12 protein-coding genes are annotated in these 18228 nt (G+C 59.1%); 6 read left to right on the forward strand and 6 right to left on the reverse strand.

The genetic code is table 11. The features are described 5' to 3' along the window. Positions 1 to 84: 84 nt before the first annotated feature. The 6 genes from MQE22_RS09135 to MQE22_RS09160 all read right to left on the reverse strand — a co-directional run bounded on the left by MQE22_RS09135 (position 85) and on the right by MQE22_RS09160 (position 9723). Entirely contained in the window at positions 85 to 666 is a 582-nt protein-coding gene (locus MQE22_RS09135; protein ID WP_215870772.1) for a cytochrome b/b6 domain-containing protein, read from the reverse strand. Next, positions 636 to 3728, reverse strand: a complete 3093-nt coding sequence (locus MQE22_RS09140; RefSeq protein WP_226827030.1) for an efflux RND transporter permease subunit — start codon at positions 3726 to 3728, stop codon at positions 636 to 638. Before MQE22_RS09140 ends, MQE22_RS09135 begins: the two co-directional genes overlap by 31 nt. Beyond that, positions 3725 to 4717 carry an efflux RND transporter periplasmic adaptor subunit gene (locus MQE22_RS09145; protein ID WP_215870773.1) on the reverse strand — a complete coding sequence of 331 codons (993 nt, stop codon included), beginning with the start codon at positions 4715 to 4717 and terminating at the stop codon, positions 3725 to 3727. The genes MQE22_RS09140 and MQE22_RS09145 overlap by 4 nt, the downstream gene beginning before the upstream one ends. Further along, positions 4714 to 5979 (reverse strand): TolC family protein, encoded by a 1266-nt coding sequence (locus MQE22_RS09150; RefSeq protein ID WP_215870774.1) that lies wholly within the window; start codon positions 5977 to 5979, stop codon positions 4714 to 4716. The genes MQE22_RS09145 and MQE22_RS09150 overlap by 4 nt, the downstream gene beginning before the upstream one ends. A gap of 199 nt (positions 5980 to 6178) precedes the next feature. Then, a complete protein-coding gene (locus MQE22_RS09155; protein ID WP_215870775.1) occupies positions 6179 to 7195 on the reverse strand; it encodes a YncE family protein in 1017 nt (338 codons plus the stop codon). Positions 7196 to 7341: 146 nt separating this feature from the next. Next, positions 7342 to 9723, reverse strand: a complete 2382-nt coding sequence (locus MQE22_RS09160) for a TonB-dependent receptor (RefSeq protein WP_255789672.1) — start codon at positions 9721 to 9723, stop codon at positions 7342 to 7344. Between the two features lie 341 nt (positions 9724 to 10064). Between MQE22_RS09160 and MQE22_RS09165 the strand changes: the two genes are divergently transcribed. Genes MQE22_RS09165 through MQE22_RS09190 form a run of 6 tightly spaced genes read left to right on the forward strand, consistent with a single transcriptional unit; the run spans position 10065 to position 18170 of the window. Then, positions 10065 to 10730, forward strand: coding sequence for a response regulator (locus MQE22_RS09165; RefSeq protein WP_215870776.1), 666 nt, complete (start codon positions 10065 to 10067; stop codon positions 10728 to 10730). Continuing rightward, a complete protein-coding gene (locus tag MQE22_RS09170; RefSeq protein ID WP_215870777.1) occupies positions 10727 to 12091 on the forward strand; it encodes a sensor histidine kinase in 1365 nt (454 codons plus the stop codon). The genes MQE22_RS09165 and MQE22_RS09170 overlap by 4 nt, the downstream gene beginning before the upstream one ends. Then, positions 12079 to 13422: a TolC family protein gene (locus MQE22_RS09175; protein ID WP_215870778.1), complete on the forward strand. Its 1344-nt coding sequence runs from the start codon at positions 12079 to 12081 to the stop codon at positions 13420 to 13422. The genes MQE22_RS09170 and MQE22_RS09175 overlap by 13 nt, the downstream gene beginning before the upstream one ends. Then, a complete protein-coding gene (locus MQE22_RS09180; RefSeq protein ID WP_215870779.1) occupies positions 13419 to 14453 on the forward strand; it encodes an efflux RND transporter periplasmic adaptor subunit in 1035 nt (344 codons plus the stop codon). Before MQE22_RS09175 ends, MQE22_RS09180 begins: the two co-directional genes overlap by 4 nt. Further along, the gene (locus MQE22_RS09185; protein ID WP_215870780.1) at positions 14453 to 17494 is read left to right on the forward strand and encodes an efflux RND transporter permease subunit; all 3042 of its coding nucleotides are present in this window, start codon (positions 14453 to 14455) and stop codon (positions 17492 to 17494) included. The genes MQE22_RS09180 and MQE22_RS09185 overlap by 1 nt, the downstream gene beginning before the upstream one ends. Positions 17495 to 17504: 10 nt before the next feature. Then, entirely contained in the window at positions 17505 to 18170 is a 666-nt protein-coding gene (locus tag MQE22_RS09190; RefSeq protein ID WP_215870781.1) for a Crp/Fnr family transcriptional regulator, read from the forward strand. Positions 18171 to 18228: the final 58 nt, after the last annotated feature.

An 18228-nucleotide genomic window follows, 5' to 3' on the forward strand; every position in this document is an offset into this window, starting at 1 on the left:
CGGGGACTACTCGCCGGAGCAATGCTCTCCGGACGAGCAGCAGGGGTGACCCTACAGTCAGACACTGGAACCAGGGTATCGAGACTATATCCCTGGCACAAAAATCCGCAGGATGCGCGGGTTTTTCAGGGCGTGCAGCAAGGCCATGGCGATATGCCCGCCCCAGTAGGCCCACAAGAGATTTGCTACCAAGGAATGAATGCTCTTGGGGAATTCATAATACGTGGCCGCAGGTTTCACGCCATGCGCAGAAAGGATCAGATAGAACATCAGGATCCCGCTCAGGCCCATGGCCGTTACCACCAGAATCCCCAAGCCGTGTACGAGTCCGGGGAGCCCGCCGCGCATGCCACCCTCGGGCAATACGCCGCGGAGCGAGTGTCGGAGATCATCCCAGATGCGGCCGCGATGGACCCCGACATAGGGAAATAGATGCAGGCGCAAGTCACGGGACAGAAAAATCTGGTGCCAAAAGAGCAGTATCACCAAGAAGGTCATGGTACCAAGAAGCATATGCGCCCAATACAGAACGTGCTGATACGGCGCCACCCCCACATGCTTCCAGATCGCATGCATTTTCAACTGACTGAAGAGCTGAAACGTCACCAGAACCGCTAAGGCGGCATGCAGCCATTTCAGTTGCGATGGCCAGGCGCTTTCTTCCATATCATCCTCGCAGAGACTTGTGAAAAACCGGAATACAGAACGGGCGCCAGCCACAGCGTCATCAGGGTGGCGACGAGCAATCCACCCATGACAGCGAGCGCCAAGGCTTGCAGAAGATCGGTTCCGTGCCCAATGCCCAGCGCCAGCGGCAGAAAACCGAGGACATCTGCCAGCATGGTCATGAGAATGGGGCGCAGGCGCTGGCGCGCCGCCAGTGCGACCAGGGATGGCCGTGGATGATTACCTCCCAACTGCCGAGCCCGGGCAAAGATAAGGATGACGTTGTTCACCGCGATGGCGAAGACCAAGAGGATGCCCAAAAACGCGGTACTATCCAGATCAGTACCGGTAAGCAGCAACAGGAGCAGCGCTCCGGGGGCGGACAGTGCCACCGAGACCAGCGCCACCCACGCCGCGCGCTGGCTGCCAAACTGGAATCCCAGCAGGACCAGGAGGATGAGCAAGGCCGCGCCCAGAATGATGAGCATCTGCCGAAAGCCCTGCTGCTGTTCCTGATAATAGCCGGCGATCTGGCTGGTCACGCCCACCGGCAGGCCCATCTGCGCAATGATGGATTGCGCGCGACTGGCCGCCGTCGACAGTCCCTCACCGGCACGGGGCTGGAACTTGATTTCGGCATCCGGCACCAGGTTCTGATAGGTGGCGTAGGGCACCACTCCCCGCAGATAAGTATCGGCACTCAGCGCCAGCGGCGCCAAGGTACCGTTCGGCAAGGCAAGGAGCGTGTTGCCCAGGGTTTGCGGCGTAGTACCCGGAGCGGGGGCCACGTGGACAGCGATGGGCAGGATCTGCTCTCCGTGTAACAGAAAGCCCGCCGTTTCTCCCCAGAATCGCGTCTTCAGAGCATTGGCGATCGCTTGCGGGGGAAGTCCTTCCATCGAGGCGAGTGCAGTGGGTCGTATCTGGATCTCGGGTCCGGCGGATGGTGCCTTCAGAACAATCGACTGAAACGCATTGCTGGCTTGCAGTTTCTTGGTCAGAGCAGCGGCCACGACCTGTAACTGGCGGGAGTCACTGCCAAATAGCTGGATAACCAGTGGGGCATGGGACCCCGACAGATTTCCCAGCCGATTGATCATGATCTGCTGCGTTTCCAACGTGGTCAGATTGGGTTCTGCAGCGCGAAATTCCCGGCGCAGGGACTGCATGACCTGCTCGGTTGTTTGCCTGCGGTCATTCTTGAGCAGGATCGTCAAACCACCCTTGTTGGGCGTGGCGTAGGCATTCCCCAAGCCCCGTCCGACCACCAGGGAGACCCGCTCCACATTAACGTTGCGCTGGGCAATCGTCATCAGCTTTCGGCCAACCTGCGTGGTCTCGCGAACACTGCTACCGACGGGTGTCCGAAACGGAACGACAAAGATTCCTTCATCCCAATGGGGCAGGAAGGCCGTGGGAAGCTGCGTGCCCCCTACCCCGGCAAGCAGCAGAAGGGCGAGCACCAGCGGTACCGCCAGCCAGGGACGGCGCATGCCAGCAAGCAGCAGGTGCCCATAGTGGCGCCGCAACCAGCGCTCGCCCCATAACCGGTGCTGCCGCCGCGCACGTCCCGCCACCCACAGGGCCAGAATGGGCGTCACCGTCAACGCAATGATCTGCGAGGTAACCAGGGCAATGACAATCGCCAGCGCCATACTGCGGAACAAGAGCCCTACGGTCCCCGACAGAAAAACCAACGGCAGAAATACGACGCAGGCGGTGAGGGTGGCAAAGCTCATCAGCGGCAGAATGTCATGAATCCGTTGCAGGGCACGCGCTCGCCGGGCTTCGGCATCTTCCTCATGGAGGCCGTGAATGCCGCGCTCGATGATGACGATGGCATGGTCCACCAGCGCGCCAATGGCTGCGGTAATCCCTCCCAAGGTCATGATATCGATGCCAAAGCCGAGGGCATGCAAGGTCAGCAACGTGGCCGCCAGCGCAAGTGGCACGACCGCCAGGGTCGACAGGGCCGCGTCCAGGCGCCCGAGAAAAAGCAGTACCACCAGAAAAGCGAGGGCGGTCCCCAACGCCAGTGCAATCCAGACATCCCGCAGACTGGAATGGATCAGATGACTCAGGTCATAGATAGGAACCAGATGCATCTGTGCTGGGAGATGCTGTGCGAGCTCCCGTAGTTTTGCCTGCGCTGCGCTTGCCACTTTGACCTGATCTGCGCCCTGCTGCGCGGAAACATCCAGAATCAGTGCATGCGGCCAACCCAGCACGGCCGCATCGCGCATACGTGGCGGCGGTCCAATCTGAATCTGGCCGAGGCTACCCAAGGCGAGAGGCGCGCGGATACCCTGGGCATTGGCCGGTCCAATGGGCAAAGCAAGCGCGGCCAAAGCAGCGATACTCTCCGGCCGTGGTGCCGTCGTCAGCAGAAATTGCTCGTGATAGGCGTGCAGGACGCCGGAAAAATACGGCCCCTGATAGGCCCGCAAGGCATTTACGACCGTAGTACTGCTGAGGTGGTATTGCGCCAGACGACGCGGGCTGAGGGTCACCCGAACCTCGGGCCATCCGCGCCCCGTCGCGTCGACATGATAGACACCTGGAAGGGACAGAAGGGCAGGCCGGAGGGTGAAAGCAAAGGTCGCCATCATCGCGGAGCTGTCCAGGTGACGGGAAACCAGGGCATATTCCAGTAGGGGATAGATGTTGGGTGTCATCAAGCGCACGGACAGGGTCGCCCCCGGGGGGAGCGGGATCTGGGACAGACGCGCTTGCAGAAGGAGGTAGGCTTGTTCCGGGGATGTTCCTCGGCGGAAATAGATATGCAGCTTGCTCAAGCCATTGCCGGTCTGGGCGCGTACCAGGGTAACGCCGGGCTCCCCCTTGGCCGCCTCTTCCAGAGGTCGCGTTACCTGCAGCAGCATGACCTTCACCGGCAGGTCCTGGGTATGCACCAGCACTGCCACCTTGGGGAAGGCGACGGGAGGGAAGACACTTTCGGGCATATTGAGGAAGGCGTAAGTGCCAGAGGCAAGCAAGAGCAGTACCAGAAGGAAGAGCGTACTGCGCGTTTCCCAGAGAAACTGCAAGTAGCGGCGCATCATGGTTGTACCGCTACCGCTACGCCTGGGCTGAGCCGGGTATTGCCACGGGTGACGACCGATTGACCGCTCTGCAAGGCACCTCGGATCAGTACCCTGTTTCCCGTCCGCGCGACGATCTGTACTGGTACTGCCTGCGCCCTGCCCTGATCTACGCGCCAGACATAGGCCTCAGCACCGCGCATGACGACAGCTTGTGCCGGCACTGCGAAACGCGCAGGACGGGAAACCGCAACCGGCAAATGAAGCTCCACCCATTCTCCCGGGAGCAGATGGCTCTGCCTGGGCAGATTGATGAGCACCGCTACCAAGCCCGACTGGCGCGCGCTTTGCCCCACGCTGCGCACGCTGCCGGCAAGCTTGCGGCCCGTAACCTCGATCTGCACCGTATCGCCCACGACCAGGGTCCCTGCCACCTGGGGTGGGACCAGAGCCTGTATCCAGGGCTTGCCACGTCCCTCGATGCGGGCGATGGGTGTTCCTGCCGCCAGCAGGGTACCCATCGGGACCAGATACTGCAGCAGTCCTGCAACCGGCGCCGTGATCTGTAGTTGTGCGGACTCCTGCTGCAAAGCGCTCAGGGCGTCTCCTGCCCGGCGTGCCGCCAGGCGCGCCGCATCCACTTGCTCCCGAGCGATGACCCCATCGTCAAACAGTTTTTGCGCCCGTTGCAGCGCGTTCTTGGCGTAGTCCTGCTGCTCCTGTGCCGCCGCCACCCGCGCCGTAAACCCTGCGACCTGTATCCGCCCCAACAACGCTCCCTGACGAACCGGGCCATCTGCGCGCAATGGCCCGCATAGCCGACCCGTGACCGGAGCCACCAGCGTGACAGCCGCACGGCTGCGTACCTCCCCCAACGCCGATACGTTGGCCTGCGCCGTCCCAGCCTCTACTCTGGCCACCTGTACCGTGATCTCCGCTGCCAGCACGCCGGACGACGGTATCAGCAACAGGAGGAGCAACCAGGGCCAGAGGTGGCGGTCGAAGTTCATGGCAGTTTCCCTGTATCAAGGAGCAATTGCTGACGCGCAAGACTCACACGTAATCTCGCCTGTAAGGCCGTCAGTCGTGCCTGATTCCAGGCATTCTGCGCCTGCGCAAGATTGAGGGCGTTGAGCGCACCCGCACGGAAACCCTCCTGGGTCATGCGGTAGACCGCATTCGCTTCCCTGGCAATCTTTTTGGTGTGCTGGGCATTTTCCTGGGCGGCACGATACGCGCCCCAATCCTGGTTGAGGCGCGAATGCATCTGCAACAGCAATGCCGTCCGGTCGGCGCGCAGTGCCTGCACATTGGCATTGGCGGCCGCCACTCGATCCTGACGCTGTCCAAAAGAATACAACGGCATCGTCAGACCCAGTCCAGCCTGCCACCCGAGGTCGTGACCAGAGGGAACCCCATTGGCATCAATCCCATAGGCAAGCTGAGCATTTACTACCGGCAGATACGCGGCCTTTTGCACAGCCTTCGCGGCCCGCGCCACCCCAATCTGTTTTTGGGCGAGCTGTAACAGGGGCTGACGGGCCTGCATCTGTTGCCAAAGTTGGGCGAAGGAGCCAAAAGCGCCGGCAGCGGGGATCGGCTGATTTGCAACCGTCGCGGCAGCTTCCTCGGCAGAGAGCCCCAGCTGCAGGTTGAGCTCTCGCGCTGCGGTCTGCTGCTGCACCTCGGCCTGATCCAGTTGCGCGCGCGCCTGAGTCAGCAGTAGTTGCGTCTGCACGACGTCGATGCGCGCCGCCGCGCCCGCTCGAAAGGCTTTAGCGCTGCGGGCAACGAGCGTCTGGTCATACGCTACGGTCTGCTGCCAAAAGGCGACCTGCTCCTGCGCCAAGGCAAGTTGATACCAAACATTGGTAACACTCGCTGCCGTCTGTAATTGGGTCAGCAGGACCTGATACCGAGCAGCGGTGGCACTGGCCCGTGCCGCCTTTGCCAACGCTTGCAACTGCGCATCAAACACGGGGGCGGTGATCACAAGCTGGCCAATCGCCTCCCGACGCCCATTGGCGGCAACAAAAAGTGGCCGGCCCTGACGACTTTCCGTCCAGATGCTACCCAAGCGCAGGGATAATTGCGGCAGGCGATTGGTAGCTGCCGCGTCGGCCAGATCCCGACTACCCTCTGCCCGGTCTTTGGCTGCGGCCACTTGCGCCTGCTCGGCAATCCCGCGCTGCACCGCTGCCGATAGTGTCCACGACTCCGCCGGCACCGCTGGCGCGATGCAGAACGCGGTCATGGCGAGACCGATTGGCATGGCCCAACGGCGCCAAGCAACAGAAGGGGATGTTTTGCGGATCATAGCTCAGAGTATGACAAGTAACTCTTAGTCGACAATTAGCCGCAAGCGCAGCGTAGACACCCACTGCGCCGACATTCTGGCTCGCTTTCCCGTAGTCAACATAGAGGCTGCCCAGAAGTATTGCGCCAGGCAGCAGGTGATCTAACCAGAACGACTACGGTTTATACACGAATATCGCATGGTCCATGCCAGCGTAAGCATAGACTTCATGGCTGCGAGGATTAACTGCACCCGTATGGGTACTGAGGTAACCGGTTTTAACAAATGCGATCGGTTGTAGCGTAACGGCATTATATACATCAAATCCTCGGCCTTTACTTTCGAAGGCGTAAATCAGTTGATACCCTGGATCAATAGCGACCTCATCGATTCCACTTCTCGAGGATATACGTTTGATAAGTTTCAGATCATCCCCATGAAAGACTAACATGCCACTGTTGGTCGTTCCCACCCACAGATCTCCAGTCTTTTCATCATATACCTGACCTTTGGTATGCGACGGTTTACCATCAACTGTGGGCAGATCCATATTGACTTTATTGACGATTTTATGATTCTTCAGATCAACGATTTCTTCCCAGGAATCATCGGGCACATAGAGCCGATCCTGCGCAGCAAGCAGAGTGCCGACATCGGGACCGCTGCCAGAACTTGGATACAGAATAATTTTCCCGAGATAACGAGGTTTTTCCCCAAAATGATAAATATCTATCCAGTTACTGTCATCCATAGTGATGTACAGACGCTGATTCTTCGAGTCCGCGTAGATGGCATCAGGGGTCAATCCCACAGGTCGGAATCTGTATACAATTTTCCACGTGCGCTTGGAGATAACATAGACTTGATCATGCGGATGGCCATCAACCTTACCATTTGAGGTCCAATAAATGTATTTTTTATCCCAGGCCATACCAGATGGATTCTCAATCCCTCCACGAATGATGCGATCAATGTTATTTGTTTCTGAATTAATAACAGCACCAGCACTGTACGCCATAGAAGCATAAATTTTTTGATTACCAGGATCGTAGCGAAGGAGATCACCATGACCGTCCTTCGTTGGCAAGGTGATTATTCTTACCAGATGGAAGTGAATCGGTAACGCGAACGATGTCAATGGTAGAACGGTGATGACGATCGCCATACAACAGGAAAGTAGCGAAGGTTTCATTTTATATCCTCAATAGCGAATAACGCTTTAAGTTTGACAAGAAACTCTTGGCCGGCAGTTAGGCCAACGACGTAGCACAGCCACCTCATTGCAAAAAACGAGCGTCGGCACCCACTGCGCCGACGCCCTACTATAGTTATCCGCGATCAGAAATGTGCGGAGATACTGCCGTAAACGGTAATGGGCGCACCTGGAAGCGCCAGCACCTGACCGGCCGAATCACCACCCAACAAACCACCAGAACTGATGTACTGGAACTCGTTGTAATGGTTGTTGGTGAGGTTGAGGATATTGAGACTCAAATCCACATGGCGCAGGAAGGGCACCATGCCTACCGTGGGGATTTTTTCGTCAACACCTAGATTCAGAGTGCCGTAGGCCGGCATCTTTTCTGCACTCGGGGCGCCGGTATTGTTGTTGAACATGCCCTGCGCTCCCACATATTGATACCACAGGCGCGGTTGCAATACCGTTCCGGCTAGCGGCATACGGTAGGTCACGCCAATATTGAAGGTCTTGTTCGGCACATTCGACACCGGCAAGCCATCATAAGATACGCCACTGGTCACATAATGGGCGAAGACAGCCTTCTCGAAGTTGGCATTCATGAAGAGATCGAGGTTGTACAAAATCTCGTCATCCAGGGCCAGATTCACACCCTGATAGATCGAATCGCCATTGGCGTCGCCAATATAGTTGCCATTGGAGTCATACAGAGGGATGTACTGGTTGCTGTAATGCAAATGGTAAAAGCTCGCAGTAAAGAGAAAATGATGCAAGAACGCCGCATGATCAAAATGGATTTTCACGCCAGCGTTGTAATCTGCGCTGCGCTCCAAGTTATAGATAGGCGCTTTTTTCTGATACAGCCCACCACCACCACCCACCTGCGGTTCCTTGTAGGCCTGCGCATAATTGGCAAACACCGCCAACCAGGGCATGGGACGCCAATTGAAATCGATGGACGGCTCGACCTGGGTAAAACTGGTATTCGCCGCTGGCAATACACCCTGATCATTCTTCGGATACAAAGCATAGGCCTCGGCAAAATCGGATTGGCCGGCTGGCGTATACCGGGTCTGATAATTGATGACCCGCACCCCTGGGGTGATATCGAGGGTCGCTATAGGACTGATACGATCCTGGAAAAACGCGGCCAAATCCGTTTGGTCGAAATAGTCACTCCGATAATGTGCATTCGGAACCAGACGCGAGCCAAAATATGGAGCGTTGGTATTATAGAAGGCATTTCTCGTGTTGTAGTTACTATTCAGGAAGAAGCCGCCAAAGCTGACCTTGTTGTAGGGCAATTTGGCCGTCAGAAACAGCTTGTCGCCATAGACCGAGTCATGGGGGTTGTTGTACTCGTACAGATTGCTAGGATTGGACAATCCATAATTATTGTAGTGAAAGTGCAGACGATGGCCATAGCGGTACCAGATCATATTGTGTACTGACCAGGTCTTGTCCAGATCCACATTCAGTTTGCTGTAGAGCAGCCAAGTGCTGTTGCTGTCCTGCTTGTACCAGACATCTTTGGGCAAGGACGAGTAAAAGCCACTGCTGGCCTGGCTGTAGAGCGCAGAGCCAGCGGTGCCATCCATAGTCACCCCGGCAATGGGGTTGACTGGGACAGGCACCGGACGATAGCCAGAACCTTTCGCCAGATATGCTCCCACCGAGAAATCACCATTGCTGAACGTCTTGCGCGTTTTCAAAAACCAGGCGTAACTGTAACTGGGGTTATTGAAGCCATCCGGACTTTGGCGGTAGCTATTGGAGGAACCTGCGCCGCCGGCAAGGATGGTGGACCAGCCATCAACATTACCAGTACGAATATTGAAAACCAGGTTTTTAGAATCATAGCTGCCATAGGTCAGCTTGATGTCACCACCGGGCTTTGCCGTCGGCTGCAAGGGCACAAAATTGATCTGCCCACCGATATTGTTGTACCAACGCTCCTGCGGATTTCCCGGGCCATAGGTGATGCCGATGCCCTGCAAAATGCCGGTCTGCGGCACCTGTGGCGACTCCCACAAACCGGTGGAGGGGTCGACCATGGGCACACCATCAAAGGTGACGGAAAGGCTACCATTATCGATCTGGCCACCGGAAAAACCACCCCAACCCTGCTTGACGCCATTGATGCTGATGGAGGTTTTGGTGGCACCATTGGAACCATAACCAGAAACGCCGACACCCGGCGCGTAGCTCAGCGCCTGGGCACTACCACCCATTGGGCCCGTCGCGGCCATTTGCGCCTTATCCAATACCTTGATGGACTGCCCAGAGTAGAAATTGTGCTTTTGAGTGAGACTCTTGGCCTCTTTGCTGCCGAGGTAGGTGGATGCCTCTACCGCGGCGCTGACCTCACCAATGGAAATGGCGGACTGGGTTGGGGCAGTTACCGAGTCCGTAGCGAAAGCGGCAGGGGTGCTCAAAACACCAGCGGCTAATAAGGCCACTCGCAGAATGGAAAAATGGGGATAGGCGCATTTAGAATGGCGCGATGTGTCCTTTGGTGTCACGTTGTATCTCCTGTAGCTAGTTGCGTGTTAGGAACAATCTGGTTGTTAAACAACCTAATTAGGATCGTAGCACAGGAATATTACAGCTTGATGAACTTTTTATGACACTTTTATGACAAATCCTCCAAAAACCGAGCTAAATTTCCAAAGCAAGACGATCCGCAGAATACCTCTGCTTTCTTAGGAAAGAATTAGAAGTTCTCGGGCCAAATTTGGTTTATATTTAGGAAACCGAGCCGGCGAACTCTTGCGTTGCGCAACACCATGCTCCTCATCCCAAGCTAAGAATGCTCTGCTAAGCTTCGGTCCCAGGTGCAGGAGCGAGACTCTGGGGAGGAACGATGCGTATCTTACTAGTCGAAGATGATCGGATGCTGGCCGAGGCACTCTTGCTGGCCCTGCGCGACGGCGGTCATGCGGTCGACTGGGTCAGCAGTGGACAGGCGGCCCGCAGCACTCTTCCGCACAGCGAACATGAGGTACTGCTGCTGGATCTCGGCCTTCCCGACGACGACGGCATCCAACTCCTGCACGATTTGCGGGCAGAAGGCCATACCCTGCCCATACTCATTCTCAGCGCTCGCGATGCCCTGGAGGAGCGCCTGCGCGGTCTGGATGCCGGCGCCGATGACTATCTCATCAAGCCGTTTTCGGCGCGGGAACTACTCGCCCGCTTACGGGCAGTGCAGCGCCGCCAAGGGGGACAGGCAGGGCCGCTGCTCAGTAATGGCGTACTCAGCCTCGACCCGAGCACCCGCGAAGCCTGGCGCGAGGGCGGGCCAGCACAACGCCTGTCGGCGCGGGAATTCGCCCTGTTGAGCGCCTTACTGCAACGACCTGGCCGCATTCTCAGTCGCGAAGAACTGGAAACCCGCATCTATGGCTGGGGAGAGGAAGTGGAGAGCAACAGCATCGACTTTCTCATTCACAGCGTGCGCAAGAAATTGGGTGCGGACAGCATCAAAAACCTGCGCGGGGCGGGTTGGCTGGTAGAGAAGGACGGATGAAAAAGCGCATTCCATCGCTGCAAAGACGCCTGTTCTGGACCCTCAGCTTCTGGTTGCTCCTTGGTGGCTTTATCGCCGCTTGCGTCGATTATGGCCTGGCCTACGAAGATGCCAAACAGTTGCAGGACGCTACCTTGGCGGAAATGGCCAACTGGGTGGATCCCAGCCACCTGCCCGACCATCCGCTGGAGGTGCCCTGGTTTCATGGCAAAGGGAAGCATATCCGGCACGATGAAGAATTCGGGACGATCATCGTCGAGCGCATCGGCCCTGGCCAAACAGAAAATCCCTTGCCGATTTCCGGAGACTGGCGGCCCGGCTTTCATCATCTTGAGAAGAACGGCAAGCAGTGGCGGGTATTTCTCGCCGCCCTGCCGGATGGTGACCAACTTGTCGTTGCCCAGCCCACCTCCGTTCTGCAGGAAGCCGCCTGGGATGCTGCCCAGCGCAGTATCTGGCCCATCCTTATCTTGCTGCCCATACTCCTGCTTGCCCTGCGCTGGCAGGTCTACGCGGTCTTTCGCCCCCTCCGCCGCCTAGCCCGGGAGCTTGCAATTTTGCGGCCCGAGAGTAGCCGGATTCACCTGCCCGAAACCCATGTACCGCAGGAGCTCCTGCCCTTCTGGTTGGCCATCCAGCAATTGCTGCAGCGCGTCGCCGACTTACTGCAGCGCGAGCGTCGCTTCATTGCCGATGCCGCCCATGAGTTACGAACACCCCTGGCGGCCCTCTCCCTGCAAGTGGAAAACGCCCAACATGCAGAAAGCTGGTACGCTTGTCGCGAGCGCCTACTCGCCGTCGATACGGGCTTGGCGCGCAGTCGCCATTTGCTCGATCAACTACTCACCCTCGAACGTCAGCTTGCCGGGCCAGCAAAAAAGGAAAGCATCAATCTGGGCGATCTGCTGCGGGAGCTCCTGAGTGAGCGCCTCCCTCTGGCCGAAAGCAAGGATATCGAACTGGAATTGCAGCTCAGCCCTACCCGTCTGCCGTTGGCCGCCGATCCCTTGGCCCTGCGCGTGCTCATCAGCAATGCCCTCGATAACGCCCTGCGCTATACGCCAGCGAAGGGCTCGGTCGTGCTGCGTGCCATTGCCGATGGCGAAAAGCTGACGCTGGAAGTGGAAGACGACGGACCGGGGATTCCTCCGGCCCAACGCGAGCTGGCGTTTTCCGCCTTCCATCGTGCCGCTGATGCCCAGGGCGAAGGTACTGGTCTAGGTCTGACCATCGTTGCCGCGGCGGCAAAACGCTTGGGAGGGCGGGTGCAACTGCTGGATGGCAGCGCCGGCAGAGGCCTGTTATTCCATTATGAGCAGCCTCTGGAATCTACCCAGGAGGACGGCACATGCACTGGCTGACGCAAAGATTTTGTGGCGGGATTCTGTTGACTCTGCTCGCCGGTTGCGCGAGTTACCGGCCCCTGCCCCTCGACCAGCAGCTGTCACAGCCAAAAACTCTGCAGACAGCCCTGGCCCAGGCCGATGCCGGCGCGCCGATACGCAGCGACAAGATTGATCTGCAGGCCCCCCTTTCGGGTACCGCCCTCGCCCAAATCGCGGTCTTGCTCAATCCAGATCTGCGTGCCACCCGCGCCAAGCTCGGAGTAGCCAACGCCCAGGTCTTTGCCGCGGGATTGTTGCCCGATCCGCAGCTTTCCCTCAGTGCCGACCTGCCCACGACCCCCGGCTACTATTCCGCCTATAGTATGGGCCTACAATGGAGTCTGGCGAGCCTCTTCACCCGCTCTGCCAATCTTGCCATTGCCCGCGCCCAGGCGACCTCTGTCCGCTATGACGTGGCCTGGCAGGAATGGCTGCTGGCCAATCAGGTCCGTATTCTGGCGCGCAAACTCTATTTTCTGCAGCAGCAGGAAGGCATTGCCGCTGCCGCTACCCAAGTGAGTCTGGAGCTTTATCAAAAATCATCGGACAACCTGCGCGCCGGGGATACGACCCTGCCCAACCATGCCTTACGCCAGATCGCTTATGTGGACAGCCGGGATCGGGAACTGGCACTGCGCCGCCAGGTGGCCAAGACCCGACAAGAACTCAATGCACAGTTGGGCCTGCCCCCCGATTTTCACCTCGAACTGGCCGCACCGCGGACCCTGACAAAATTGCCCCCAGTGGCGGAACTCGTGCACGAGGCACTGAAGCATCGTCTCGATCTCGCGGCGCTGCGCGCCGGATACGACGCCCAGGAGGCGCAGGTGCGGCGCGCCATCCTCGGTCAATACCCGGGCTTCAGTATCGGCGTCAGTCACGCCGCCGACACCTCCAACATCCACACCTGGGGACCGAGCATTAGCTTCGACCTGCCGCTGTGGAACCGCAATCGTGCGGCCATCCGGCAAAGCGAGGCGACCCGCGCCGAACTGCACGCCGCCTATAGCGCCCGGCTCTTCCAAACGCGGGCGGAGATTGCCAGCCTGGTGCAGGACCTGCAGCGCTTGCATCCGGAAATCGCCCTTTTGCGCACCCAGTTGCCCGGGCTCGCGCAGGCGGAGAAGGTGCTGCGCCAAGCGGTAGCGGATCACAATGCCACCCTCGTCGAATACGAAAGCGTACGCAGTCAGTTGCTCGACAAAAAATTGCAGCTTCTGACCCTGGAAGGGGCAGCGGCAGAAGATCAGGCAGCCTTGGAGCTGGCTGTAGGAATTCCCTGGGAACGATGGAGAAAAAACCCATGAACTGGCAGCGCGCGCTGCAACGCAGCGCCCTCACCGCCGTGCTTGGTCTTGCTTCTCTGATCTGCGCCGCTGCGCCCTCGGCCCTGGTGCAGGTCAGTCCGGTGCAGAGCAGGCTATTCACCCACACCCTGCGCGCCTACGGTACGGTAGCCTTTGCCAGCCAGGCGGCAGACCTGCTTAGTGCACGCTGTGAGAGTGTCGTGCAACAGGTCCTGGTGGTCCCAGGGGAAAAGGTACAAAAAGGACAGGTGCTGCTGCGCGTCAGCGCCTCGCCTGCCGAGCAACTGCAGATCGAGCAGGCCAAAATCGACCTGCGTTTTGCGCAGAACGAATGGCAGCGTCAGGAGGATCTGCTGCAACGACAACTGGCCACCAACGCCCAGGTACAGAGCGCGGCCCAGAACCTCGCCAAGGCCAGGGCGCTACTGCAGAGCCTGCAGCAACGCCAGCAGTCCTTGCAGGGAGGGGCTATCCGCGCCCCGATCTCCGGGGTCATCACCGCCGTACCGGTACAGGCGGGCAACACCGTCGCGGCTGGGCAGTCCTTTCTCACCATCAATCCAGCGGAGGCACGCGTTGTCGCCCTCGGCGTGGAGCCGCAGGATCTCGCCCAGGTACATCCGGGAGCTGAGGTCGTCTTGCGTAGCCTGGAAGATCGCAGGCAACCCTGGTCCGCCAAGGTGCAACAGGTCTTGGCGCAGGTCGATACCAGCACCCGTCTGGCGGGGGTGATCGTGCCCCTGCCGGCGAACGCCCAGGCCCTCCCCGGTACCCTGCTCAGTGGCGAGATCACCCTTGCCCAACAGCAGTCCCTGGCCATTCCTGATTCCGCCGTCCTCAGCGAGCATGGACGGTCCTACTGCTTTGTCGATCAGCACGGAATTGCGCAAAAACGCTGGATCGAAACCGGTTGGCAGGACGGAAAATGGATCGAGGTGCGGCAGGGTCTGCAGGCAGGAGAGTCAGTCGTGAGCTTGGGCAATTACGAATTGCAGGAGGGTATGCCCCTGCGTCTGGAGGGGAATGCCTGATGGGTGACTGGCTGCTTCGACACCGCCGTTTTCTGCTTTTTCTGCTCCTGCTCCTCACCCTCGGTGGTCTGCTGGCGGCGCAGAAACTACCGGTGGCACTGTTTCCGCAAGTCTCTTTTCCGCGCATCGAGGTCTCGGTGGATGCCGGCAACATGCCCATCAGTCAGACCCAGATCGCCCTGACCCTACCCTTGGAGCAGGCCCTGCGTGCGGTTCCCGGGGTCCGCAAGATCCGTTCGACCACGGCGCGGGGCGCCGCCGATATCTCGGTGCAATTCGCCTGGGGTAGCGACATGCAACGCGCGCTCTTGCAGGTCGAGGCCGCCATCAACCAGGAGCTGCCCAAACTCCCCGCCGATACCCAATTCCGCGCTCGTCGCATGGACCCGACCGTCGATCCGATTCTGGGCCTCGCCCTGACCTCGTCTCAACTGGACCCCGTGGCCTTGCGGCGGGTTGCCTACTATCAACTGCGTCCACGCCTGCTGAGCATTCCTGGGGTAGCGCAAGTGACGGTACAGGGTGGCGCCCAAGAAGAATTCCAGGTGGTGGTCGATCCCTGGCTTCTGCAACACTACGGCCTCTCCTATGCCGATGTCGAAAAGGCCCTGGCCGGTTCCAACACCATCGAGGCGGTGGGGCGCAGTCAGCGTCATTATCGCCTGTATCAGATCCTCAGCACGAGCCATCTGGTCAATGGCGAGGAAATCGGCAAGACCATCCTCAAAAGCGGTCCCGAAGGCATTGTCGATCTGGCCGATGTGGCCAAGATCACGCAGGGCACACGTCCCGCCTGGACCACCGTCACCGCCAACGGCAAAAACGCCGTACTCCTCAACATCCTGCAGCAACCCGGCGGCAACACCGTTGCCATCGACCGGGCCCTGCGCAAACTCTTGCAAAGTAGCGTGGCATCGCTGCCCGCGGGAGTGCAGATCAGCACCTGGTACGACCAGAGCCAACTCATCACCGCCGCCGCGGGCAGTGTACGCGATGCGATCATCATCGGTGCCATCCTCGCCGCCCTGGTGCTCTTCGCCTTTCTCCGCAATCTCCGTCTTACCCTGATCGTCGCCATCACCTTGCCCAGTGTCTTGATCGCCAGCGCACTGGTCCTCTATGTGCTGCACCAGAGTTTCAACATCATGACCCTGGGCGGTATGGCTGCAGCGGTCGGGCTGGTGGTGGATGACGTGGTCGTCATGCTCGAGCATCTGATGCGCCGGATCAGTGAAGAGCGCGAAAACTGGTCCATCCTGCATCTGGCCCAGGAGCTCAGCACCCCCTTGGCCGGCTCCTCGGCGGCGACGCTGATCATTTTCCTTCCCCTGGCCTTTCTGTCCGGGGTCACCGGCGCGTTTTTTCAGGCCTTGGCCATTGCCATTGCCGCTGCTCTCCTCATTTCCTTTCTCGTTACCTTCCTGGCGGTCCCGGTATTGGCGCAATTGCTGCTGCGGCAGAAAGACGCCGACAAGGCCGAGCATCAAGGATCGCTGCAGCGCTGGACCACCGAACACTATCGACGGTTTCTTGCCCGTTTCCTGCAAAGACCTGTGTGGCTCCTGCTGTCCGTGGGCCTGTTGATCGCCCTGTCCGGTTGGTCCTATACCCAGGTCGGTAGCGGCTTTCTGCCCCCCATGGACGAGGGCGGCTTTGTACTGGACTATCGCGCACCTCCGGGCACCTCCCTGGCCGAGACCGATCGCCTATTAGCGCAGGTGCAGCAGATTCTGGCACAGACCCCGGAGGTCGCCGCCTACTCGCGACGCACCGGACTGCAGTTGGGTGGCGGGATTACCGAGGCCAACGCCGGCGACTTTTTCATCCGCCTGAAGAGCCAGCGCAAACGCGACATCTGGCAGGTCATGGACAGCGTGCGGCAGCAGATCAAGGACCAAGTGCCGGGCTTGCGCGTGGAAACGGGGCAGCTCATGGAAGATCTGATCGGCGACCTCACCGCCGTGCCGCAACCCATCGAAATCAAGATCTTTGGCAATCATCCCCAGGAATTGGAACCCATTGCGCGGCAGATCACCCGGTCGATCGAGGGCGTCCCCGGAGTTACCGAGGCCTTTGACGGCATCACCATTGCCGGGGATGCCATCGACATCCACGTCGATCCCCTGCGCGCAAAGGCCATTGCCGGCATGACTCCCGCCGAGGTCACCCAACAACTGCGCACCCTGCTGCAGGGGCAGGTGGTCACCAAAATCCCACACGGCGAGGAAATGATCGGCGTACGTCTGCGTGCCCCGCGAGACCTCGCACAACGGATCGAGCAGTTGCGCCACCTGCCGCTGATTGCAGCGAACGGGCAGACCTTTTTTCTCAATCAGGTAGCGGCGATCTCCATCCAGCCCGGCCAGGCGGAGCTGGATGCAGAAAACCTGCAGCCCATGGTTGCCGTCACCGCACGTATCGAAAACGGCCATGCAATGGGTACGGTCCTCGCGCAAATCCGGCAGCGTCTCGCCAAGCTCCAACTGCCGTCCGGAGTGTATCTGGAATACGGCGGCCTCTATCAGGAGCAGCAAAAGGCCATGCACGACCTGGCCCTGGTCCTGCTGGCGGCAATTCTTCTGGTTGCGGCGCTACTCCTCTTCCTTTATGAAAACTTTGCCGTCGTGTTCAGCATCCTGATCACCGCGCTACTGGCATTGGGGGCGGTATTCATAGGCTTGTGGCTCACCGGCACCGAGCGCAATCTCACTGCCATGATCGGTATGACCATGATTGTCGGTATCGTCACCGAAACGGCGATTTTTTACTTCGCAGAGCTGCGTAACCATAATTTGGAAGAGCTCGTGCGCGCCGGCGCCGCGCGCCTACGCCCAGTACTCATGACCGCCATTATCGCCATTCTCGCCCTGCTACCTCTGGCCCTGGGCATTGGCGCCGGTGCCGAAATGCAGGCACCGCTGGCGGTTGCCATCATTTCCGGTCTGCTGGCCGAGATTCCCCTGGTGCTGTTGGTGATGCCAGGAATCTATGTCACCCTGCAGAAGATTCTCCCGCTGCGCAAATCCAGGGGTCATGAATGACGATCGATAGATGAACACCGATTGGCTGGAGCAGTTTCCAGACCTTCGTGCTTTGCAGCAGACGAAAAGTGGTGCGGTGCTGTTGGCTGCAGCCAGACAGCTGCGATTTACCGCCGGTAGCCTTATCTTTCAGAACGGGAGTCTTTGCGAGCAATATCTTCTGGTGCAGGAGGGTCAGATTCGTGTGCAGCAGGTCTCTGTCAGTGGCCGGGAGATCGTGCTGTATCGAATTGGGCCAGGGGAGTCCTGCATACTGACTACCGCCTGCCTGTTCAATGGGCACGCCTATCCCGCAACCGGGATCAGCGAGCGCGCGGGCCGCGCCGTGGCGTTTTCACGCCAACACTTCCAGGCCGCAATCGCAGACAACCCGGATTTTCGTAGTTTCGTGTTTCGCGCCTACGGCGACCGCCTGACACAACTATTTGCCCTGGTCGAAGAAGTGCTTTTTACCCGCCTGGATATCCGTCTGGCCCGCCTGCTACTGCATCAGGGCGCAGAGGGGGATACGCTATCCATTACGCACCAGGCCATTGCCGCCGAGCTGGGTTCTGCCCGTGAGGTAATCAGCCGCAGCTTGCGGGATTTCGAGGCCCGCGGCTGGATTCTTCGGCAACATCGAGAAATTCATTTACTGAACCGTGAGGCACTGAAAGAGCTGGCAAACGGCTCCTAATTCTGTGATATTGTCACCGACGCATTGCTCCCTGGCCTGCCATCATGGAACTCCTTTC

Source organism: Acidithiobacillus sp. YTS05 (assembly GCF_024396695.1).
In the GTDB taxonomy this organism is placed as follows: Bacteria; Pseudomonadota; Gammaproteobacteria; order Acidithiobacillales; family Acidithiobacillaceae; genus Igneacidithiobacillus; species Igneacidithiobacillus copahuensis.

Excerpts from the sequence above, each read along its gene's own strand:
- MQE22_RS09135 (WP_215870772.1), bottom strand. The coding sequence starts at position 666 with ATGGAAGAAAGCGCCTGGCCATCGCAACTGAAATGGCTGCATGCCGCC.
- MQE22_RS09140 (WP_226827030.1), bottom strand. The coding sequence starts at position 3,728 with ATGATGCGCCGCTACTTGCAGTTTCTCTGGGAAACGCGCAGTACGCTC.
- MQE22_RS09145 (WP_215870773.1), bottom strand. The coding sequence starts at position 4,717 with ATGAACTTCGACCGCCACCTCTGGCCCTGGTTGCTCCTCCTGTTGCTG.
- MQE22_RS09150 (WP_215870774.1), bottom strand. The coding sequence starts at position 5,979 with ATGCCAATCGGTCTCGCCATGACCGCGTTCTGCATCGCGCCAGCGGTG.
- MQE22_RS09155 (WP_215870775.1), bottom strand. The coding sequence starts at position 7,195 with ATGAAACCTTCGCTACTTTCCTGTTGTATGGCGATCGTCATCACCGTT.
- MQE22_RS09165 (WP_215870776.1), top strand. The coding sequence starts at position 10,065 with ATGCGTATCTTACTAGTCGAAGATGATCGGATGCTGGCCGAGGCACTC.
- MQE22_RS09170 (WP_215870777.1), top strand. The coding sequence starts at position 10,727 with ATGAAAAAGCGCATTCCATCGCTGCAAAGACGCCTGTTCTGGACCCTC.
- MQE22_RS09175 (WP_215870778.1), top strand. The coding sequence starts at position 12,079 with ATGCACTGGCTGACGCAAAGATTTTGTGGCGGGATTCTGTTGACTCTG.
- MQE22_RS09180 (WP_215870779.1), top strand. The coding sequence starts at position 13,419 with ATGAACTGGCAGCGCGCGCTGCAACGCAGCGCCCTCACCGCCGTGCTT.
- MQE22_RS09185 (WP_215870780.1), top strand. The coding sequence starts at position 14,453 with ATGGGTGACTGGCTGCTTCGACACCGCCGTTTTCTGCTTTTTCTGCTC.
- MQE22_RS09190 (WP_215870781.1), top strand. The coding sequence starts at position 17,505 with ATGAACACCGATTGGCTGGAGCAGTTTCCAGACCTTCGTGCTTTGCAG.